Annotated in this window: 21 protein-coding genes; 7 read left to right on the top strand and 14 right to left on the bottom strand. The window is 73.3% G+C overall.

Features of this window, described 5'->3' with window-relative positions:
• Positions 1-25: 25 nt before the first annotated feature.
• Positions 26-277, bottom strand: coding sequence for a WhiB family transcriptional regulator (locus ACGH7X_RS03470; RefSeq protein ID WP_399881457.1), 252 nt, complete (start codon positions 275-277; stop codon positions 26-28).
• A 115-nt stretch (positions 278-392) separates the two neighbouring features.
• A complete protein-coding gene (locus ACGH7X_RS03465; protein WP_399896762.1) occupies positions 393-1,286 on the bottom strand; it encodes a LysR family transcriptional regulator ArgP in 894 nt (297 codons plus the stop codon).
• An 81-nt stretch (positions 1,287-1,367) separates the two neighbouring features.
• Here ACGH7X_RS03465 and ACGH7X_RS03460 point away from each other — a divergent pair, with 81 nt between their 5' ends.
• Positions 1,368-1,982, top strand: a complete 615-nt coding sequence (locus ACGH7X_RS03460) for a LysE/ArgO family amino acid transporter (RefSeq protein ID WP_399881455.1) — start codon at positions 1,368-1,370, stop codon at positions 1,980-1,982.
• A 100-nt stretch (positions 1,983-2,082) separates the two neighbouring features.
• Positions 2,083-3,393, top strand: a complete 1,311-nt coding sequence (locus ACGH7X_RS03455; protein ID WP_399881453.1) for an MFS transporter — start codon at positions 2,083-2,085, stop codon at positions 3,391-3,393.
• Positions 3,394-3,400: 7 nt separating this feature from the next.
• Here the strand turns inward: ACGH7X_RS03455 and ACGH7X_RS03450 are convergent, their stop codons facing one another.
• The 3 genes from ACGH7X_RS03450 to ACGH7X_RS03440 form a co-directional block, all read right to left on the bottom strand.
• A complete protein-coding gene (locus ACGH7X_RS03450) occupies positions 3,401-3,856 on the bottom strand; it encodes a Crp/Fnr family transcriptional regulator (protein ID WP_399881451.1) in 456 nt (151 codons plus the stop codon).
• A gap of 326 nt (positions 3,857-4,182) precedes the next feature.
• Positions 4,183-5,661, bottom strand: a complete 1,479-nt coding sequence (locus tag ACGH7X_RS03445; protein ID WP_399881449.1) for an aminotransferase class I/II-fold pyridoxal phosphate-dependent enzyme — start codon at positions 5,659-5,661, stop codon at positions 4,183-4,185.
• Between the two features lie 48 nt (positions 5,662-5,709).
• Positions 5,710-5,925 (bottom strand): hypothetical protein, encoded by a 216-nt coding sequence (locus tag ACGH7X_RS03440; protein WP_399881447.1) that lies wholly within the window; start codon positions 5,923-5,925, stop codon positions 5,710-5,712.
• A 156-nt stretch (positions 5,926-6,081) separates the two neighbouring features.
• Between ACGH7X_RS03440 and ACGH7X_RS03435 the strand changes: the two genes are divergently transcribed.
• The 5 genes from ACGH7X_RS03435 to ACGH7X_RS03415 all read left to right on the top strand — a co-directional run bounded on the left by ACGH7X_RS03435 (position 6,082) and on the right by ACGH7X_RS03415 (position 9,317).
• Positions 6,082-6,528 carry an ATP-binding protein gene (locus tag ACGH7X_RS03435; protein WP_399881445.1) on the top strand — a complete coding sequence of 149 codons (447 nt, stop codon included), beginning with the start codon at positions 6,082-6,084 and terminating at the stop codon, positions 6,526-6,528.
• 185 nt (positions 6,529-6,713) lie between these two features.
• Positions 6,714-7,586, top strand: a complete 873-nt coding sequence (locus ACGH7X_RS03430; RefSeq protein ID WP_399881443.1) for a SigB/SigF/SigG family RNA polymerase sigma factor — start codon at positions 6,714-6,716, stop codon at positions 7,584-7,586.
• 44 nt (positions 7,587-7,630) lie between these two features.
• Entirely contained in the window at positions 7,631-7,861 is a 231-nt protein-coding gene (locus tag ACGH7X_RS03425) for a DUF5133 domain-containing protein (protein ID WP_399896759.1), read from the top strand.
• A 153-nt stretch (positions 7,862-8,014) separates the two neighbouring features.
• Positions 8,015-8,854, top strand: coding sequence for a DUF1206 domain-containing protein (locus ACGH7X_RS03420; RefSeq protein ID WP_399881441.1), 840 nt, complete (start codon positions 8,015-8,017; stop codon positions 8,852-8,854).
• Positions 8,855-8,882: 28 nt separating this feature from the next.
• Positions 8,883-9,317 carry a hypothetical protein gene (locus ACGH7X_RS03415; RefSeq protein ID WP_399881439.1) on the top strand — a complete coding sequence of 145 codons (435 nt, stop codon included), beginning with the start codon at positions 8,883-8,885 and terminating at the stop codon, positions 9,315-9,317.
• A 23-nt stretch (positions 9,318-9,340) separates the two neighbouring features.
• On the opposite strand, the gene ACGH7X_RS03410 is transcribed toward ACGH7X_RS03415, so the two are convergent.
• The 9 genes from ACGH7X_RS03410 to ACGH7X_RS03370 all read right to left on the bottom strand — a co-directional run bounded on the left by ACGH7X_RS03410 (position 9,341) and on the right by ACGH7X_RS03370 (position 20,967).
• Positions 9,341-11,587, bottom strand: coding sequence for an FUSC family protein (locus tag ACGH7X_RS03410; protein ID WP_399881437.1), 2,247 nt, complete (start codon positions 11,585-11,587; stop codon positions 9,341-9,343).
• A gap of 115 nt (positions 11,588-11,702) precedes the next feature.
• Entirely contained in the window at positions 11,703-13,079 is a 1,377-nt protein-coding gene (locus ACGH7X_RS03405; RefSeq protein ID WP_399881435.1) for an NAD(P)/FAD-dependent oxidoreductase, read from the bottom strand.
• 222 nt (positions 13,080-13,301) lie between these two features.
• On the bottom strand, positions 13,302-15,035 hold the full coding sequence (locus tag ACGH7X_RS03400) for a PP2C family protein-serine/threonine phosphatase (RefSeq protein ID WP_399881433.1): 1,734 nt from the start codon (positions 15,033-15,035) through the stop codon (positions 13,302-13,304).
• A complete protein-coding gene (locus ACGH7X_RS03395) occupies positions 15,032-16,096 on the bottom strand; it encodes an ATP-binding SpoIIE family protein phosphatase (protein WP_399881431.1) in 1,065 nt (354 codons plus the stop codon). The genes ACGH7X_RS03400 and ACGH7X_RS03395 overlap by 4 nt, the downstream gene beginning before the upstream one ends.
• On the bottom strand, positions 16,096-16,536 hold the full coding sequence (locus ACGH7X_RS03390; RefSeq protein ID WP_399896756.1) for an anti-sigma regulatory factor: 441 nt from the start codon (positions 16,534-16,536) through the stop codon (positions 16,096-16,098). Before ACGH7X_RS03390 ends, ACGH7X_RS03395 begins: the two co-directional genes overlap by 1 nt.
• Entirely contained in the window at positions 16,536-16,967 is a 432-nt protein-coding gene (locus ACGH7X_RS03385; protein ID WP_399881429.1) for an STAS domain-containing protein, read from the bottom strand. Before ACGH7X_RS03385 ends, ACGH7X_RS03390 begins: the two co-directional genes overlap by 1 nt.
• Positions 16,964-17,860, bottom strand: a complete 897-nt coding sequence (locus ACGH7X_RS03380; protein WP_399881427.1) for an STAS domain-containing protein — start codon at positions 17,858-17,860, stop codon at positions 16,964-16,966. The genes ACGH7X_RS03385 and ACGH7X_RS03380 overlap by 4 nt, the downstream gene beginning before the upstream one ends.
• A gap of 159 nt (positions 17,861-18,019) precedes the next feature.
• Positions 18,020-18,412: an STAS domain-containing protein gene (locus ACGH7X_RS03375; RefSeq protein ID WP_399881425.1), complete on the bottom strand. Its 393-nt coding sequence runs from the start codon at positions 18,410-18,412 to the stop codon at positions 18,020-18,022.
• Between the two features lie 116 nt (positions 18,413-18,528).
• Positions 18,529-20,967 carry a SpoIIE family protein phosphatase gene (locus tag ACGH7X_RS03370; RefSeq protein WP_399896753.1) on the bottom strand — a complete coding sequence of 813 codons (2,439 nt, stop codon included), beginning with the start codon at positions 20,965-20,967 and terminating at the stop codon, positions 18,529-18,531.
• Positions 20,968-21,041 lie beyond the last annotated feature (74 nt).

Below are 21,041 nucleotides of genomic sequence, written 5' to 3'. Positions count from 1 at the left end.
GCGCCCGTGGTGGAGACGGGCGGGATCAGCCGGACCTTCGGCGCACGGCCTCGCGCCGCTTGAGCGCACGGCGTTCCGGCTCGCTGGTCCCGCCCCAGACGCCGAGGGTCTGCCCGGTGTCGAGCGCCCAGCGCAGACACTGCTCCTGGACCGGGCAGCGCCGGCAGACCGTCTTCGCCTGCTCGGTCTGCAAGGCCGCCGGACCGGTGGTGCCGATCGGGAAGAACAGGTCGGGGTCCTCGGTCCGGCATGCGGCGTGCTCTCGCCAGTTGTCCATCAAAGTCACCTGCGATCGGTATCGTTCGCGCCCTCGTGCACGGCCTGATCCCTTGCGGGTGACCAGTCGACAGCGGGGCGAAACCGGCGCGTCGCCCGTGCGGTGGCGAAGAGGCCTACCACCGCAGCGCCTTCGCGGCCGCCGCCGTCACCGCGTCCGCCACCGTGACCAGCGCCGGGGAGTCGAGCTTCCACTGCTGCCAGTACAGCGGGACGTCCACCGCCAGGTCCGGGGCGAAGCCCAGCAGCCGGCCGGTGCGCAGCAGGGGATCCGCCTGCTGCTGCGGCACCATGCCCCAGCCCAGGCCGGCGGCGACGGCCTCGACGAAGCCCTCGGAGGTGGGCACGTAGTGCCGCGCCGCGCTCGCGCCGTCGTGACCGAGCCGCCGCGCGAAGGCGTCCTGGAAGTCGTCCCGCCGGTCGAAGACCACCACGGGAGCCTCTGCGACGACCTCGCGCGGCGGCCCCTCCAGGTGCCGTGCGGCGAAGTCGGGGGCGGCGCAGGGGAGATACCGCATCCGGCCCAGCGCCCGGACCGTGCAGCCCGGCACCGGTTCCGGCGACGACGTGACCGCCGCCATCACCACGCCCTCTCGCAGCAGCGCCGCCGTGTGGCTCTCGTCCTCGCGGCGCAGCTCGAAGCAGAGCGCGGGCTCCCGGGGCAGGCGCGTGAGGGCGGGCAGGAACCAGGTCGCCAGCGAGTCCGCGTTCACCGCCACCGACACCCGGGTCGGCTCGCCCTCCTCCCGCAGCCCCAGCTCGGCGGAGGCGTCCCGCTCCAGCCGCGCCACCTGGCGGGCCAGCCGCACCAGCACCGCACCGGAATCGGTCGCCCGCACCGGCTTGGTGCGCAGCAGCAGCACCCGGCCGGTGCGCTGCTCCAGCGCCTTCACCCGCTGGCTGACCGCCGACGGCGTCACGTGCAGGGCGGCGGCGGCCGCGTCGAACGTGCCCTCGTCCACCACGGCCAGCAGCGTGCGCACCTGGTCCAGGGGCAGATCGGCGAACATCGCTCTCGTCATCACAACGGCTAATGTTACGTAAGAATCCTTAGCTGTACGCCCGGTGATCGCTCGCTTAGCGTCAAGGGCATGACCAACGCCCTCACGGCAGCGGCCGCCGGATTCGGCACCGGCCTCTCGCTCATCGTCGCCATCGGCGCCCAGAACGCCTTCGTCCTGCGCCAGGGCGTCCGCCGCGACGCGGTCCTCGCCGTGGTCGGCATCTGCGCGCTGTCCGACGCCCTGCTCATCGCCCTGGGTGTCGGCGGGGTCGGCGCCGTGGTGGTGGCCTGGCCGGGCGCGTTGACCGCCGTCGGCTGGATCGGCGGTGCCTTCCTGCTCTGCTACGGGGCCCTGGCCGCCCGGCGCGTGTTCCGTCCGTCCGGGGCGCTGCGGGCCGACGGGGACGCCGCGGGCTCGCGCCGCCGGGCCGTCCTCACCTGCCTGGCGCTGACCTGGCTCAACCCGCACGTCTACCTCGACACCGTGTTCCTGCTGGGCTCCGTCGCCGCCGACCGGGGACCGCTGCGCTGGACCTTCGGCCTGGGTGCCGCGGTCGCCAGCCTGGTGTGGTTCGCCGCTCTCGGCTTCGGCGCCCGCTACCTCGGCCGCTTCCTGGCCAGGCCCGCGGCCTGGCGCGTCCTGGACGGCCTGGTGGCCGCCACCATGATCGTCCTCGGCGTCACGCTCGTCGCCGGGGCCTGACCGCGGCCGCCCCGCCCGGCCACGCGGCTGCCGGACCGTCGAACGCGGCTGCGATAGTGATCCCCGCAACCGAAAGATGTACCGAGCATGTAGGAAGCGCGTGGACACGAGCGAGAGCAGCGGCGAGAGCGGCACCGAACCCGGGGCGAAGGCCCCGGACCCGGACGGCGCCCGGCAGCGGGGGTGGCGCCGCTGGGCCATGGACACCCGTCCCCTGCGCCGCCCCGCCTACCGCAGGCTGTGGTCCTCGACCATCGTCACGGCCGTCGGCAGCCAGCTCACCGCGGTCGCGGTGCCCAAGCAGGTCTACGACATCACCGGCTCCTCGGCCTGGGTCGGCGCCGCGAGCCTCGCCGGGCTGCTGCCGCTGATCGTGTTCGCGCTGTGGGGCGGCGCGGTGGCCGACACCATGGACCGCCGCAAGCTGCTGCTCATCACCAACACCGGCATCGCCGTGACCTCGCTGCTGTTCTGGATACAGGCGGTCACCGGCATGGAGTCGGTGGCCGCCCTGATGCTGCTGCTCGCCCTGCAACAGGCGTTCTGGGGCCTGAACGCCCCGGCCCGCAACGCCTCCATCGCCCGCCTGGTGCCCGAGGACGAGCTGCCCGCCGCCAACGCGCTCGGCTCGACCGTGATGCAGACCGGGCAGGTGGTCGGCCCGCTGCTCGCCGGTGTGCTCATCCCGGTGATCGGGCTGCCCGAGCTGTACCTGATCGACGCCCTGGCCCTGTGCGTCACCGTGTGGGCGGTCTACCGGCTCCCCGCCCTTGTGCCGCTGGCGGGCACGGCGGTCCGGCGCGCGGGGGTGCGCGAGGTTGTGGCCGGCTTCCGCTACATCGCCGGGCACAAGGTGCTGCTGCTGTCCTTCCTGGCCGACATCGTCGCCATGGTCTTCGGCATGCCCCGCGCCCTGTTCCCGCAACTCGCCGCCGAGACGTACGCCCCCTACGGCGAGGGTCTCGCCCTCGGCCTGCTGTTCGCGGCGATCCCCATCGGCGCGGTGGCCGGAGGGTTGTTCTCGGGCACCTTCTCGCGGGCGCGCCGGCACGGCTGGATGGTGATCGGCGCGGTGGTCGTCTGGGGCGCCGCGATCACCGGCTTCGGACTGAGCGGGAGCCTGTGGCTCGCGGTGGCGTTCCTGGCGGTGGCGGGCGTCGCGGACATGGTCTCCATGGTGTTCCGCGGGGCGATCCTGCTGTCCGCGGCCACCGACGAGATGCGCGGGCGCATGCAGGGCGTGTTCACCGTCGTCGTCGCGGGCGGCCCGCGGCTGGCCGACGTCCTGCACGGCGGGGCGGGCTCCGCCTTCGGCGCGCGGGAGTCGGTGGCCGGGGGAGGGCTGCTCGTCGTCGCGGTGATGCTGGTCCTGGCGGCCGCGATGCCCGCGCTGCGGCGCTACCGCGTCTGACGGGGCCTCACAGGGAGCCGCGTCCGTGCAGCGCGTAGTGCTCCATGAGCCGGCCCCTGGTGGTCTCCAGCCGGTGCGCGAGGATCTCGGCGACGGAGCGCACCAGGACGATGCCCAGCTGCGGGTCCTCCTCGCACAGTTCGAGCACCGAGGACGCGTCGAACTCGTAGGCGCGCACCGGGCTGAAGGCCTCGGCGCCGAAGTCCCACTCGTAGGGCGGGAACAGCCAGGACCAGCCGAGCAGGTCGCCCACGCCGAGGCCGGCGACCGTGACCTGCTGCACGGGCGTCACCTGCTGGGTCAGGGAGACCGCGCCGGAGTGGATGACCCAGAAGCGGTCGGCCCTGCCCCCGGCCTCGAAGATCCGGGCGTCCTCCGGGAAGGAGACCTCCCGGGCGAGTGCCATCAGTCGCTCGCGCTGGGGGAGGGGGAGGGCGGTCAGGAGTTTGATCGCTTTGGTCATGGCACGGGGCTCCTCGCCGGCGATTCGGATCCGGGGCTTTCCCTATGCCCCATTTCAGTCGCTGTCGGCGCCCTGAGCACCTCGGCGGACGGCGGATCCCGTACGGATTCGGTGCCGGAACCGGGGACGTCGGCCTCCGGGCATGAAAAAGCCCTGGCCGGACGGGGGAGGCCGGCCAGGGCCGTAAGCGGTGACCGCGGAGGACATTCCGGTCGACTCCGTCGCCACGTATGGATGAACGCTAAACTATCTCTTGGGGTTTCGCGAAGCCGGAACCGGGACACGTGACCCGTTTCACTCACCTTTCACTCCGCATTCACCCCTTCTCACGCGCCGCCCTCCGCGACGACCCTGATGGTCTCCAGGGCCGGATCGCTCGGATCGGGGAGGTACATCCCGGCGTCCAGGCCGCTGCGGAGATAGCGCAGGACGGGCTCGGCCAGTCGCTCACCCGGCAGGACGGCCGGGATACCGGGCGGATACGGCGTGATCATCTCCGCCGCGATCCGGCCCGCGGCCCCGCCGAGAGGCACGTCCTCGGTGGGACCGAAGAACGCGTCCCGGGGCAGGCTCACCTGCGGCATCCGCAGCTCCGCCGGCGACGGCACCTCGACGCGCACTGCGGCGTCCAGGCCGGGCGCGGCGCGCGCGAGGTCCTTGAGGGCGGCCAGCAGTTCGTCGGCGGTCTCCCGGTCGTCGCCGTGGGTGATCTGCGCGCCGATGCGGCGGTGGTCGGTGATGTGCGCGACCACGCCGCGGTGCTCGCGCAGCCAGTCCGCCGCCCGAAAGCCCGAGACGCCGAGCCCGTCGAGGTCGATGACGACGGGCAGCGGATCGAAGCCGTGGGCCGCCCCGGGGCCGCAGAAGTCGGCGCGGTCGTTGACGTGCATGCCGTCGATCTCCTCGACGGCCGCGCGGACGACCGCCGCCAGCTCCAGGGCGCCGCCCATCAGCTCGTGACCGCCCAGCGCCATCTGGCGGCGCCAGCCGTCGAGACCGGCGAGGATCAGTACCGAGGGGCTGGTGGTGCCCAGCAGGTCGGCCCGCATGCCGAGGAGCTTCGGCGGCACCAGGTCACCGCGCAGATGGAACACCGAGCCCTGCTCCAGACCGCTGCCCATCTTGTGGATGCTGGTCACGCAGATGTCGGCGCCCGCGTCCATCGCCCAGGACGGCAGGTCGGGGTGGAAGGGCAGATGCGCCCCCCACGCCTCGTCGACGATCAGCGGCGCCCCACGCCGGTGGCAGACCTCGGCGACGGCCCCGAGGTCGGCGCTCGCCCCGTACGGCGTCGGGCTGGTGATCAGGGCGCCCTTGGCGTCGGGATGGGCGGCGAACGCCTCCTCGAACGCCTCGGCGGACGGCGGATGGGCCAGATGCCGCTCGGCGTCCCAGCGGGGCTCCACCCAGACCGGCTCGATCCCGGACAGAATCAGCCCCGAGACCACGGACTTGTGGGCGTCCCGGCCGATCAGCAGCTTCTCGTGCGGCCCCGCGACCGCCAGCATCGCCGCCTTCACCGACAGGGAACTGCCGCACGTGGAGAAGAACGTGTGATCGGCGTGGACGGCGTCCGCCATCAGCTCCTGGGCGCGTTGCAGCACCCGTCCCCGGGTGAGCCGGTCGTCGAGTCCGGCCGTCGCCAGCACGTCACCGTGGAAGACCGCGTCACCCAGTACCTCGCGCACCGCCGGGTCCGCGCCACGCGCCTGCTTGTGCCCCGGCGGGGTGAACGACAGCCGTCCCGCGCGGCGGTACTCGACGAGGGCTTCCAGGACCGGTGCTCGGCTGTGGTCGGCTGTCATGCCGACCCGGTTTCCCGTCCGGCGACCCGTCAATCCGCCCCCGGCCCCTCACCCCGAGTTCCGGCCCGGGGTCAGCACCTCGTCGAGCACCCGCAGGACGGCCTCGTACGCCACCGTCCGTACGGCGGCCTCCCGCGAGCCCTCCGGGTCGGTCGGCCGCAGCTCCTCGCTGCGCTCCCGCCAGCTCCGGCTCTCCTCCAGCGCGCAGACCCTCGCGCGGTGCATGCGGCGCAGCAGTTCGTCCGAGTCCACAACATCCGTCATGCACTGCGGGTACCCCCGCAACGCGCCCGGATGGCCCTTGGGCCGTAAGGAGGAGGGGAGGTTTGCCGGTACCGCCAGAGGTCAGCCGACAGGGACGAGGCGGTACGGCGCACACCCGGCCGGATCGGCTCGGCCCACCGACCAGGGAGCAGACGGATGTGTGACAGGGACACGACCGAACCCGCCGTCGAACAGCTCGGCACCGACCGGCGGCGCCGGTACATGCCGTGCAGGCCCGCCGACGCCCGCAGGGCGGTCGAACGCGTCGTCACCGAATGCCGCGGCACCGGCGACCACCCGTCCTGCGACGTCGGCGCCCTGTCGGACGCCGTGCTCGTCGCCTCGGAGCTGACCACCAACGCGATCCTGCACGGCGGCGGCATCACCGACTTCCAGGTCGACGTCGTGGGACCCGGTGTGCGCCTGTCGGTGTGCGACCGCAGCCACGACCTCCCGGTGGCCGTGCCGCCCGTCGACGACCGGGGCCACCGGCACCCGGGCGGCCGGGGCTGGCCGATCGTCTGCCGGCTGGCACGCGACGTACGCGTGGCAGACCTTCCCTCGGGAGGCAAGTGCATCACCGTGGTCGTTCCGCTGTTCTGAGTACTTTTCGAAAAGCGGAGTTTGTTCCACCGGGGTGGGGGCAGTCGCAGATTCGTGCTTCGGACCGGAGGCGCAGCAGCGGGAGCGGTACGGCTGCTTCGGTGCTCCGGCTCTTCCGGGGTCGCCCCGGACAGCGCCGTTCCCGCGGAAAGTCCCCTGAGACCACCGTTCAGGAGCGAGTCCGCATGCTCATTGAAACGCCCACCATCTGTCCCGGCAGCCACCAGTCCCCCGAGTCCTCCAACGCTTCCGCCGCTCCCGTCCGCCGCCGTCACGACGACGCCCCCGACACCATGGCCCTCTTCGGACGCCTGGCGGGGCTGGCGGACGGGCCCGAACGCGATGCCGTCCGCGATGAACTCGTCACGGCCTGGCTGCCCATGGCCCACCGGATCGCCGGACGCTTCCGGGACCGCGGGGAATCCATCGAGGACCTCCGTCAGGTCGCCGCGCTCGGCCTGGTCAAGGCCATCGACCGCTTCGACCCGGAGCGCGGAGCCTTCGAGAGCTACGCGGTCCCCACCATCACCGGCGAGGTCAAGCGTCACTTCCGCGACCGGATGTGGGCCCTCAGGGTGCCCCGCCGGGTCCAGGAACTGCGCAACAAGGTGCGCGTCGCGCGGCGCGAACTCGCCCAGAGCCCCGGCAGCCCCGAACCCTCGGTGGCCGCCCTCGCCGCCCACACCGGACTGACCGAGGACGAGGTCGGCGCCGGCATGGAGGCACTGGAGAGCTTCAGCACCCTGTCGCTGGACGCTGAGCTGTCGGCCGGCGACGACGGCTACAGCCTCGCGGACACCCTCGGCGCGGCGGACGCCTCCTACGACACCGTGATCGACCGCGAGTCCGCCAAGGAGGGCCTGCGCAGGCTGCCCGAACGTGAGCGCGCCATCCTCTACATGCGCTTCTTCGAGGACATGACGCAGAGCCGCATAGCCGACCACCTGGGCATCTCGCAGATGCACGTCTCGCGGCTCATCAGCCGCAGCTGCGCCCGCGTGCGCGACGAGGCGATGGGACAACGGGCCGCCCGCCCGGGCCGCCCGGTGCGGACCTGATGACCCGGACGGACCGGGGTCCGGCGGCCGCAGGGACGGGACGGCTGCTGATGCCCGACCCGGCGGTGCTGCGCGGGCTCGTGGACGCGTACGAGGCCGCCGCGCGCGACGAACCCGCCGACGCGACGGGCGAGCCGGGCCCGCGGACCAGGGACCTGGCGTACACGCTGTGCGTGTCCACCGGCACACGGGACGTGCGCCGGGCCCTGGAGACCGCCCGGCGCCACCTCACGGACGCGTCGGCGCCCGTACCCGGTGGCGCCACGCCGGGGTGACGGGGTGACGGACTGACGCGAGGCACGAACAGGGGCGCGACGACACGAGGGCCCGTACGCCGCCAGGCGGTGTACGGGTCCTCGTACGTCCACGAACGCCCGGGTGTGCGCGCGGGATGCCGGGGCATCCGGACTCCGGGAGGGGAGGGCCACATGAACGCACGTGTCCTGGCACGCAACGGCCGTTCCGGCGCCCGGCGGGCCGCGAACGGGACGGCGGCCGAGGGGGCCGCCCGGGCCGGACTCACGGCCCGTGGCGTCATCTACCTGCTGGTCGGCATCCTGGCCCTGCAGATCGCCTTCGGCACCGGAAACCGGCAGGCGGACCGGGGCGGAGCGCTGGCCGAGCTGGCGGACAAGCCGTTCGGAGCCGTGCTGCTGTGGGCGCTCGGCGCCGGGCTCGTCGGCATGGCCCTGTGGCGGCTGTCCGAGGCGCTCTTCGGGGCCACGGGAAAGGACGGCCGCACGGCGAAGAAGCGTCTGCCGGCCGCCGCCCGCTGCGTGTTCTACGCGTTCGTCGCCTACTCCGTACTGGCCTTCGCGGCCGGCTCCGGCGGCAGTGGCAGCGGGTCCAGTGACCAGCAGTCCCGGGACGTCACGGCCAGGGTGATGGAGGTGCCGGCCGGCCGGTGGCTCGTGGGCGTCGCCGGCGCCGCGATCGTCGTCGCCGGAGTGGTGATCGGCGTACAGGCGCTGCGCCGCAGCTACCGCAAGAAGATGAAACTCGGCGCGCTGAGCCCACGGGCCCGGCGGCTCGTCGACGTCACCGGTGTCGGCGGCGGGGTGGCCCGCGGCATCCTGTTCGCCGTGGTCGGCGCCTTCGCCGTACGGGCCGCCGTCGACTACGAACCCGAACGGGCCAAGGGACTGGACGATACCCTGCGCTCCTTCGCCGACACCCCCCTCGGCCCCTGGCTGCTGGTGTGTGTCGCCGCGGGCCTGGTGCTTTTCGGCGTCTTCTCCTTCGCCCTCGCCCGGTGGCGTCGCGTCTGAGCCGCGTCGCACGGGGAACACGGGGCGAATGAACGAACACGAGATTCCTCCGCCGGACGGACGTCCCGTGGACGTCTACCTCGACCTGCTGCGCGTGCGCATGCCGACCGACGACTACCAGCTGTTGCTCAGCGTGGTGGAGCCGGTCCTCCAGGCGATCGACGAGCACCAGATGCCGACCATCGACTTCTCCCTGGACGGGGACAACGCCGAGGCGCTGCCCCAGGAGATCAGGGACGAGGCCGCTCTGGTCATCGCCACCGCGGTCACCGGCCGCCTCGACAACGAGGTCGTCGAGATCAGCACCGACGAGACCGGCCCGGTCCGGGTCGTCACCGACGCGGCCACCGCCTCCGACCCCGAACGCCTCGGCGAGATAGCCGACTACCTCAAGGAACGCCACCAGCAGAACGAGGAACTGCGCGGGATAGCCGAGGCGAGCGGTCTGCCCAGCGACTTCTGACCGTCACCGCCCCGGCGACACCGTCACCGCTGCGGCGCCTTGACGGGCACGCCCAGCGGCCGGGCGAGGCCGACCACCGCCTCGTCCAGCCGCTCCAGGTGCCGCAGCACCCGGCCGGTGATGCGGCCGTAGCGCGGCACCCCGGCGGCGTCCGGTCCCAGCAGCGAGGCGATGCTCGGCCCGGTCTCCACCTCGGTCCCGGCGCCCTCGTCGGCGACATGGGCGGCGATCGCCTCGATGTTGCGCACCGTGCGCCGCACCGCCCCGCGCAGCCGTGGGTCGGCGGCGATCGAGGGGTGGGTCGGCAGCAGCTCGGCCGTCGCGGCCAGGGACCGCGCGTGATACGCACAGGTCTCCAGCAGGGCCACCACGTACTGGGCCGTGTCCCGCCGGGCCCGCAGCGGCGTGATCGGATGCGTCAGCGGCTGGGTGGCCCCCCGCAGATCGCCCAGCGCCTGGTCCAGTTCCCGCGCGGTGTCCAGCAGGTCGGCCGTCGACCCGCCGCTGAGCTGGTCGACGGCGGCCTCCGTGACGTCCGTGAGCCGCTCCAGGACCGTACCCAGCAGCTCGTTCGTACGCCGGTCGGTGCGTATCGGCAGCACCAGCGCCGCCGCCACGATCCCGCAGGCCGCGCCGAGCGCCGTCTCCTCCACCCGCAGCAGCAGCACCGACAGGCTGTAGGTGTGCAGCAGCGTGTACAGCAGCCCGAGCATCGCGGTGACGAAGAACGACATCAACGTGTAGGACAGCGGTGCCGTGTAGAACATCGCGAAGATGAGCACCAGCACGAGACCGAACGCGGTCCAGGTGTGGTTCCCCACCAGAGCGGCCAGCACGATGCCCGCCACCACCCCCAGCATGGTGCCGAGCAGGCGACGGTAGCCCTTGACCAGGATCTCGCCGGTGGAAGCGGTGTTGATGAAGACGATCCAGCAGGTGAGCACCGCCCAGTACCAGCGCTGCGAGGACAGGAACTCCCCGCCGACGATGGCCAGCGAGGACCCCACCGCCACCTGCACGGCGGCGCGCGTGGTGGGCCGCCGCAGCCCGGTCGGCTCCTCCTCCGGCGCCGCCTCCTCACCCGCGTCGATGGCCGCGTCCTCGGCGTCCAGCTCCTCCCGGGAACGGGCCGTCGCGGGCGTGTCGTCCGACTCGTCCTGCGGCCCGTCCAGGGCGATCCTCAGACCCATGACCGCGCGCGCCGTCTCACCGATGCCGCGGAACACGTCCTGGACCGCGGGAGTCGCCTCGGGCAGGTTCTCCTCGTCGCGGTAGCCGAGCAGCCGGTTGCGCAGATGGGACAGCGCGGTGCCGCGCGCCTCCGCCGGCGGCCGCAGCACCAGGGTGCGCAGCGCACCGAGATCGCGGCGCAGGATCTCCGTGGCCTCGCCGGGCGCCGGTGACCGGCCCACCGAGGGGGCGGGCGCGCCCGGCAGATGCAGGGTCAGGGTGTCGGCCCGCTCGGCGCTGCGCGCGGTCAGCAGCAGCAGGCCGAGGCGCTCGGCGGCGATCTCGGCGTCCGCGATGCGCCGCTGCACCAGCCGCGCCGTGGACTCGTCGGGCGTGCCCTCCTCCAGCCGGGACTGGATCATCAGGGCCGTCTCGTGCAGGCGCGCGGTGCCCTCGCGCAGGTGCTCCAGCGTCTTGTCGATCTCGTCCGGCCCGGCGTCCAGCAACTCGATCTGGGTCGCGATCAACTGCGCCAGCCGGGCCCGGAAGGCCTGCCGCAGCCGGCCCAGAATGCGCGTCGGCGTCTCCGGCACCACCATGAAGCGCACCACCGCGCTGGACGCGAACGCCACCGCGACGGCGGTCCACAGGCCGGGCAGTCCCGACGCCTTGGCGCCGACGAACAGGGACACGAAGTAGACCTGGAAACCGATCAGTCCCAGTGCCGTGCCGCGGTCACCGAACCGGCGGACGAAGACGGCGCAGAAGATCAGGACCACGAAGACGGCGTCCCCGACGACGACCCGCGAGGCGAGCAGCGTACTGAGCGACATCGAGGCCAGGGCGACGGGCAGCCCCAGGGCCAGCGTGACGGCCTGCGGGCCCCGTTCCTTCTCCCGGATGGCGAACGTGGCGACCATCGCCGCGATGGCCCCCGCCACCAGATGCTTGACGTCCACGCCGAACACGGCGAGCACGCTCAGCGTCAGGGCGATCGCGCCCACCGTCCGCAGCCCCGCCGTCAGCCGCAACAGCCCGGGGTCGGACGCGGCGACGCGGTCCCGCAGCCGTGTCCGCACCGAGCGCCCCGCTGCCTTCACGCCGCCGTACACTCTCCCGATTCACAGCCGATGCCCGGCCGGTTCACGCCGAGATCCACTTCTCAGCATGTCATGCCCCCGGCCGGAACCGGCCGTGGGGTCACAGGCCGTGGGGTCACAGCTCCGCCCGGTCCCCTTCCTGGACCCGCTGCCGCACCTGCTCCGGAGTCAGATAGGCGTCGGTGTACTCGAAGTCCTTCAGCTTGGCCGGCTTGCGGGCCTGGAAGCCGGTACGCACGAAATCGTCCCCGGCGACCGCGTTGAGCGCCCAGTTGGCCGCCACCCGGGCCTTGGCCACGCCCGTGCGCAGCGCCGACCAGTGGTAGCCGCGGGCCACCGCCTGCGCGGGCAGGCCCTTCAGCTCGACGCCGAGCGGCTTGGAGACCGCGTCGGCGCCGCCGAGGTCGACGACGAGCCCCAGGTCCTTGTGGACGTACGGCCGCATCGGCTGGTTGCGCAGGGTGGCGATGAGGTTCTCGGCCACGTGCCGGCCCTGCCGCATGGCGTGCTGGGCGGTGGGCGGGCAGACGGCGCCCTCCTGACCCTGGGCGAGGTCGGGCACGGCCGCACTGTCGCCGAGCGCGAACACCCCGTCGTGGTCCGGCAGGCACATCTCGGCGGTCACCGCGAGCCGCCCCTTGACCGTCTCGGCGCCGAGCGTGGCCATCAGCGGGCTCGCCACCACCCCCGCGGTCCAGATCAGCGTGCGGGTCGGCACCACCCGGCCGTCCGTGAAGGTGACCTCCTCCGGAGCGGCCTTGGCGATGGAGACACCCAGGGAGATCTCGATGCCGCGCCGGGTCAGGATCTCCTGGGCGTCCCGTCCGAGCTTGTCGCCGAGCTCGGGCATCAGCTTCGGGGCGATGTCGATCAGGTGCCACTTGATCAGAGCCGGATCGAGGCGGGTGTAGCGCTTGACGGCCGCGTGCGTCAGCCGTTGCAGACAGGCCGCGGTCTCGGTGCCCGCGTAACCGCCGCCGACCACCACGAACTGCAGCCGGGAGGCGCGCTCCACGGGGTCCTGGCTGGCGTCGGCCAGGTCCAGCTGCGAGATGACGTGGTCGCGGATGTACGCGGCCTCCGCCAGGGTCTTCATGCCGAAGGCGTTGTCCGTGAGCCCCGGAATGTCGAAGGTGCGGGTGATGCTGCCGGGCGCCAGCACGATGTAGTCGTACGGCTCGTTGACGATCCGGTCGGTGATGGTGCGCACCACGCAGACCTTCGCCTTGAGGTCCACGCCGATGGCGCCGCCCGGAATGATCCGGGTCCGGTAACGGCTGCTGCGGCGCAGGGAGAGCGCGATCGACTGCGGGGTGAGCACCCCGGAGGCGACGTGCGGCAGCAGCGGCAGGTAGAGCTGATAGGAGAACGGCGTCACCAGGGTGACGTCGGCCTCGTTGGGGGAGAGCTTCCGCTCCAGCCGACGGACGCACTCCACGCCGGCGAAGCCTGCGCCGACCACCAGGATCCTGGGTCGTGTCACGGTGTTCATCCCTTTCTGCGGCTCCAGGCGGTCTGCCGCGAACGCCCTTCGCCTGCCCCTGGATCGCTGCTTCGCACCTCGTCGATCCCACCGTGCCCACGCCGGTTCGGCCAGCCGGGCGCGGCAGGCAGGCGACACACACGATCACCACCATGCCCCGCCCGGGCCCGGAGCGCACCGGGCGGGAGTGAACCGCGTGGAACTTTCCGGTGGGGGAGTGGTGCCCGGGCGTCAGCCCGAACCGCGCAGGTGGCACAGGAGCAGGCACACGTCGTCGTCCCGCTCGGAGTCGCTGAGCATGGGACGCAGGATGCCGTCGGCGGAGCCCTCCAGGTCCCTCTCCAGCTCCGCCGGGCCGAACGATCCGAGCGCCTCGGTCAGCCGTGCGATGCCCGGGTCTATGCCCCGGGCGCGGCGCTCCACCAGGCCGTCCGTGTACAGCGCCAGCGTGGAGCCCGGCGCCAGGCGCACCGTGTGGTCGGCGATCTGCTGCCGCAGCGGGATGCCCAGCATCGCACCGGGTTTGGCGTCCAGGGTCCGCACCCCTCCGTCCGGGGTACGCAGCACCGGCGGCGGATGCCCGGCGGCCGCCCACGTCATGACCGGGTCGTCGGGGTGGAAGCGCGCGATGACGGCGGTGGCGAACAGGTCGGGCTGGAGGTGGTGCAGGAAGGTGTGCAGCCGGGTCAGGAGCTGGCCGGGGCTGCCGCCGTCGACGGCGTACGCGCGCAGGGCGGTGCGCAGCTGGCTCATCATCACGGCCGCGCGCAGCCCGTGCCCGGTGACGTCCCCGACCACGGCGATGACGCTGCCGTCGGGCTGACGGAACGCGTCGTACCAGTCGCCGCCGATGTTCAGCCCGTGGGTGGCGGGCAGATAGCGCGCGGCCAGCGCGAGACCGGGCGGCGCGGGCAGCTCCGTCAGCAGGGCCCGCTGGAGTGTCTCGGCGATGTCCCGGTTGTGCTGGTAGCGCTGGGCGTGGTCGATCGCGATGCTGGCCCGCCGGGTCAGCTCGATCAGCATGACGGCGTCGTCCGGGTCCCAGCGCTCCCCGGGCGGGGACAGGGTCACCACACCCAGGGGCGCCTGCCGCGTCGGCAGCGGGATGCACAGCAGGGGCCGCTCCGGGGCCAGCGCCGAGGGCGGCTGGTCGTCGACACCGGGCAGTCCGCCCGGGTGCGCGGCGGCGTACTGCGGCCGCCCGGTGCGGGCGGCGACCACCGCGGCGGCGGCGTGGGCGGGGCCCGGCCGGTCGCCGTCCTGATCGAACAACCAGACGTCGACGCTCGCCGCGTACTCGGGCACCAGCAGCTCCGGCAGCCTGCGCACGATCTCGTGATGGTCGAGCGAGGCCGTCAGCACCGCGCTCGCGTCCGCCAGGAACGTCAGCCTGCGCCGGGCGTTCTCCGCCTCCGTACGCGCCTTGCGCTCGGCGGCGAACGCCTCGCGCTGGGCCCGCCCGGCGGCGTCCAGCTCGGCGTGCAGCGCCACGACGCCCTGGTTCGTCTGCTGGAGTTCCTCCCGGTGGAAGTCGACCAGGCCCTCCTGCTCGGTGAGCCTCTCCAGCACCAGCGCCGTGTCCTCGTCGGCGCCCAGCAGGGCCTCCGCCAGCCCCGGCGGGTCGTCTCCCGCGACATCGGCGTCGACGTCCGATGCCGCCTCGGGGCACGGCACCGTGACCCGCCAGGGCGGCTGACCCGCCCCGGCGACGTCGCGCGACGGCGTCACCACGGCGTGCAGCACGCTCTGTCCGGCCCCGGGCGTGGCACGGGAGAGCGTGCCGGTCTCCAGGGTGAGCCGCCAGGTGCCGCCCTTGGCCAGACACAGCCGCAACTGCGCGCCGAGCGAGGCCGACAGCCGCGTGCGCTCCAGGGGCGGCACACCGCATGCCGCGGCCAGACGCGCCGTGGCGATGCGCGCCCGCGCCGCGTCGGTGACGTCGTTGATCTGCCAGGTACGGGTCATGAAGGGTCCGGCGGGGTCGGGGCCAGCACGGCGACCGCGGTGTCGTCCCGTACGGGCCGGGCCGGGCTGCTGGCGTCGCGGATCGTGACGGCGGCGGTCACCGCCGGGTCGGTCGCCGTGCGGCACGTGTCGGCCGTCGGCGACCAGCGGCTCGGCAGACCGTCGCTGTGCAGGACCAGCACCCGGTCGTCCGCCCAGGCGCTCTTGTCCTCGCGCAGGGTGGAGGGCCGGTGGGTGCCGACGATGCCGGGCCGCGACACAAGATGCCGCCAGGTGCCGCCCTCGCACAGCCGCGCCCCGATGTTGCCGACACCGGTGAACCTGAGCACCGCGGCCCGCGTGTCGACCTGCGCCACCGCGACGGCCGCGCCGCGGGTGCCGGCCAGCGCCCTGTCGAGCCGCCGCACCATCTCGGCCGGCGCCAGGTGGGCGGAGGTCCGCAGCGCCTCCACGGCGGCCGTCGAGGCACGGGCCGCCTCCGGACCGTGGCCGAGACCGTCGGCCAGCATCAGCGTGACGAGGTCCCCGTCCCGGGCCCAGGCCCAGGCGTCGCCCGAGTACTCCGCACCGCCGAACGGGACGTTCACCGCGCCCGCCCGCAACCGGGCCGCCGGACCGGAGTCGCCGGCGGACGCGTCGGGCACGGGGCCGACCCGGGCGACCACCACCGTGCCCCGGCCGGGGACGCTGTGCAGGTCGAAGTCGTCGGCGAGGCGCGCACAGGTGCCGAGGCCGGCGCCCAGGGAGCGCGTGGTGGTGAAACCGTCACGCAGCGCGGCGGACACGTCGGCGATCCCCGGCCCGTGGTCGACGGTGGCGACCTGCACGAGCAGCACCCCCTCCCGGCCGGCCGCGAGGACGGGAGGGGCGACCACGTCGACCAGGACCCGGCCGCCCCCGGCGTGCTTGAGCAGGTTGGTGGCCAGCTCGGTCGCCACCAGCGCCGCCGTCGAGGTGCGCTGCTCGTCGAGACCGGCCAGGGCCGCCGCGTGCTCCGCGGCCACCCTGGCGTCGCGCACCCGGGTCGAGTCGTGCACCGGGACGTCCCACACGCGGGGCATCAGGACTCCTCACGCGGGCGCGGCGGCCGGCCCACCCAGGACGTCACCCGCACGGTCGTCCCCGACTCCGGGGCGGTCTCGATCGCGAACTCGTGCACCAGACGCCGTGCGCCGCCCAGCCCCATGCCCAGTCCGTCGCCGGACGTGAACCCGTCGCTCAGCGCCTGTTCCAGATCCGGGATACCGGGTCCCTCGTCGCTGAAGGTCAGCCGCAGCCCGTGCGTGGTCCCCTCGACGAGCGGCTCCGTGTCCATGGTGCCGCCACCGCCGTACACGAGCGTGTTGCGGGCCAGCTCACTGGCCGCGGTGACCAGCTTGGTCTGGTCCACCAGGCCGAAGCCGAGCTGGGCGGCCGCCTGCCGCACATGCTGTCGCACCCACACCAGATCCATGTCCGAACGGATCGGCAGGCGGGCCTGGGAGCCCGCGGCGGTGTGCATCACGGCCTCTCCTGGCGCAGGCCGCCGAAGCGGGACGACGGGGCCTGCCGCGTGAGGAGATCCATGGCCACCTCGGTGCTGAGCGCGGTGTGCACGCCCGGCAGCGTCAGGCCCAGCTCCACCAGCGTGATGGCGACCGCCGGCCGCATGCCGACCACCACGGTCCGCGCGGCGAGCAGGTCCGTCTGCCCCGCGATCTCCGCCAGGATCCGGCCGAGGAACGAGTCGACGATCTCCACCCCGGAGATGTCGATGATCACGCCGGTGGCACCGCTGCGCACGATGGTCTCGGCGAGGTCCTCCTGGAGCTGCTGCGCCGTGCTGTCGTGCAGGTCCCCCTGAAGGGTGACCAGCAGGACCTCGCCGAGCCGGAGCACCGGTACATGCCCTGTCACCGGAGCCCCGTGGGGCCCGGGAAACGCCTGGCTCACCGCGCGACCGGACCGTTCGTGCCGGGAGTGACGATGCCGACCCCGAGCTGGTGCAGTACGTAGCCCAGCGCGTCGGCGAGGCTCGCCCGGGTGACCACCGTGCCCAGGTCCAGCCCCAGGTGGACCATGGTCTGGGCGATCGCCGGCCGGATGCCGGAGACGATGCACTCGGCACCCATGAGCCGGGCCGCGGCGACCGTCTTCATCAGGTGCTGGGCGACCAGCGAGTCGACGGTCGGGACACCGGTGATGTCCAGGATCGCGTAGCGGGCCTGCTGCTCCACGATGGATTCCAGCAGGGTCTCCATCACCACCTGGCTGCGCGCGCTGTCCAGGGTGCCGATCAGCGGAACGGCCACGATGCCGTCCCACAGCTTGATGACCGGAGTGGCGACTTCCAGCAACTGCAGCCGCTGCCGGTCGATGAGCGCCTGTCCCTCGCTGAGCGCCGTTTGCATGACCACGACCCGCAGCGTACCCAGCAGCACGCTCAGCGTGGTGACACAGGCCCGGGAGTGCTCGGCCGAGGCGTCCAGGAGGTCGGCCAGGAGCAGGTTCTCGACCGGCGGGCGCAGCGCGGCCAGCTCGCTCGACACCTGCGCGGTGCTCAGACCGGCGCGTGAACGGGCCGCGCCCATCCGCGCCAACTGCTCACGCACCGTGGTGAATCCCGCGGCGTCCGGGTCCTCCACCCGTGCCGCGTCCGCGACTTGGGCGAGCGCGTCCACGACCGTCTTGCCCGCCTCCACCGCCTCGTCGCGCGAAACGGTGAACACGGCCCGGAACAAGGGGTCGTCCGCCCACCGCTGGGCGATCTGTTCACGTCGGCGTCGCAGAAAGTCCCTGACCTCGTTCGTCGACGATCCCGCTGTTCCCTCCGCCTGATCCGGCACCTGTCCCACTCCTCATCCGCGTTGCGCCGCACATCACCCCACATGGGGCGACGTGCCGACGACGTGACTCTGCCGGGCGACAACTGTAACCACCTGCCGACCTCGCAAGACACCTGCTTCCGCACGACCGCTCCGGATGAGCTGCGGGGCCGAGGAGGCTCAGGCGTCGGGTACCCGCGGGCCCTCCGGCTCGGCGTCGACGCGGGCGAGGGCCTCCTCGACACTCTCCGAGACCGGCACCGTGATGCTCACCCCCGTCAGATCCAGGACGCGCAGCACCGCAGGAGCCGGCGAGATGATGTGCACACTGCCCGGCAGCTCGCGCACCTCCTGGTAGATCCGCAGGATGATGTTCATGCCGGACGAGTCCATGAACGGCACCTTGGACAGGTCCAGCAGGAAGTGCCGTCGGCCGTGGTGGAGTTGGTTGGCCAGATGGTGCTGGAACTCGGTCGCCGTGTCGACGTCCAGGTAACCCTCCACCTTGAGCAGCGCGACCTCCTCCCGCTCCAGCGTCACCTCGACGGACAGCGGGTTCTGGGCTATGGGCACGTGTACCTCCAACAAACGCGGCGGCGCGGCGGGCCGTGTGTGGCCCACCGCGCCGGGCGGATACCCCCGAATCCCGTCCTCATACCTGTCGGCCGGACCCGCTCCCGGGCCCGGCGTCACCCGACCCGGATGCCCACCAGACACGTGTCGTCGTCCGTGTCCGACCTGCTGTAGGTGAGCAGCCGGTCCAGATGCTGGTCCAGGGTGTTCGGCATCGGGCGGACGGTGCTCAGCAACTGGGCCAGCGCCTCCTCCACCGGTCGGTCGCGGCGTTCGATCAGGCCGTCGGTGTACATCAGCAGCGTGTCCCCTGCGGCCAGCTGCACCTCGGCCTCCTCGTACGTGACCTCCGCCACCGCCCCCAGCAGCATGCCCCTGACCAGCGGCAGCGGGCCCGCCTCCGGGTCCCGGACCAGCACCGGCGGCAGATGGCCCGCCCTGGCCCAGCGCAGCGTGCGCCGGGCCGGGTCGTACAGGCCGCAGACCGCGGTGGCGGTGATCCCGCCGGTCAGATGGTGCGCCACGATGTTGAGCCACGACAGCAGCTGTCCCGGCCCGGCGCCGGTCACCGCCAGGCCGCGCAGCGCGTTGCGCAGGACCACCATGCTGGTCGCCGCCTCTATCCCGTGCCCGGCCACGTCCCCCACGCACAGCAGCACCAGCCCGTTCGGCAGCATCACGGCGTCGTACCAGTCGCCGCCCACCAGCTGCTCCGTCTCCGCGGGCCGGTACCGGACGGCCACCTGGAGGTCCGGCACCTTGAGCGGGGTCTGCTCGGGCGGCATGATCGCGTGCTGCAACTGCAACGTCAGCCGGTTGCGTTCGATGGCCTGCTGCTCGCTGTGCGCCAGCTGGTCACGGGTCGCGGCGAGCGCCACCTCGGTCCAGTGCTGGGCCGAGATGTCCTGACAGGCGCCCCGTACGAGGAGCAGGCGGTCGTCGGTGTCCAGGACCGGCTCGGCCACCACCCTCACGTGCCGGGTCACCCCGTCGGGCCGCCGCAGCCGGAACGCCGCCGACGCCGGCCGCCGGTGGTGCAGCAGGGTGCGCAGGAACCGCCCGATGGTGACGGCGTCGTCCGGATGGGCGTGGGCGGCCAGCTCCTCCAGCGGCACCGGCGTGCTCGTGTACGGGCGCCCGTACAGGTCGAACAGCTGCGCGTTCCAGGTGATCTCGCCGGTCAGCAGGTTCTCCTCGAAACCGCCGATGCGGCCGAGCCGCTGGGCGTGCTGGAGGAGGCTGGCCAGCCGGGCCGTCTCGTCCTCGATGCGCCAGATGAGCAGCACGGCGTTGCCGTGCCGGCTGACGCTGATGTCCGCCACCGCCGACAGCGGCACCTGGTCCACCAGCGCGGTCAGGTTCATGTGCCGGGCCCGGAACGGCTCGCCCGTGGCGTACACCCGCTCCACGTTCTGGAACAGCTCGCTGTCCCCGGCGGCCATCGGGTACGCCTCCAGCAGCAGCGCACCGCCCACGACGGCACGCGGCCGGCCGGCGGGATCCAGGAAGCGTTTGTTCACGTGCTGGATGCGGAAGTCCGCCAGGTGCCCCGCGGCGTCCAGGTGCGGCACCAGGACCAGAGCGGGGTCGTGCAGCCCGTCGGCCAGGTCCATCAGCTCCACCGCGTCCGGGATGACCCGCGGCTCCTGCCCCGGGCCGTGCGGCGGTGTGTACGACTCCAGGGTGTGCGCGCACAGCTCCGCCAGCGCCTCCACCTGACGGACCACCTGGGGCGGCTGCGGGGGCAGCGGCGCCGGCCAGGCGATCTCCAGCACGCCGTGGATGCGCCCCCCGGTACCGGCGGGCACGGCGACCCTGCCGCCGTCCGGGTACTGGTGCCGGCCCACGCTGGGCAGCCCCGTCCTCGACAGGGACGTGATCCACTGCCCCGTCCGCTCGGTCAGCCCGCGCCGGGCCACCGTCGCCACGTCCGGCGGCACGTAACGCCAGCGGGTGGCCTCGGCCGGGGGGAACCCGGCGCTGCCGGCCAGGGTGAGCGAACCGTCGTACCCGGCCGCCCAGATGGCCACCGCGACCGCGCCGAGCGGACGCAGCGCCTGTTCGAGCAGCGCGTCGGCGACGGCCTGGGTGTCGTCCGCGGCCAGCGCGCCGCTCTCGGCGGCCCGCAGACGTACGGCGGCCGAATCGGTCACCGCCTCCCCGGCTCCCGCGCCGTCCGTGCCGTCTTCGGGGTCCGTGCCGTCTTCGGGGCCCGCCACCCGCACGGCGGCGGTGGCCGTCAGGAACGCGTCCGTCACCTCCGACATCCGGTCCCGGGCGGCCTGGTTGATGACGTCGACGGCGAATTCCAGCGGCGTCACCTGGGACTGCTCGGCCAGCTCGGCGAGCTGCCGGGCGGCCTGCGCGGGCCCGCAGCCGAGCCGGGCCACCAGGATGCCCTTGGCCAGCTCGATCAGCGCCCGGCCCTCGGCCTCCGCCTGGGCGGCCCGCACCTCGCGGCTGAGCCGGTCCACCGTGGCGGCCAGCCTGCCCACGGGCGACAGCGGGGTCATGTCGTGCAGGTCGCCGGCCGGATCGCCGGGCTGTTCGGACATGCTCACGACGGCGACGCTCCTCGGCCGGGGGCCGCCGCGGCGCGCGACCGCAGGGGCCGCGCACCGCTCGGCCC

The sequence above is a fragment of the Streptomyces sp. BBFR51 genome, assembly GCF_044591655.1.
In the GTDB taxonomy this organism is placed as follows: Bacteria; Actinomycetota; Actinomycetes; order Streptomycetales; family Streptomycetaceae; genus Streptomyces.
This window is presented reverse-complemented; position numbering and strand designations above follow the sequence as displayed.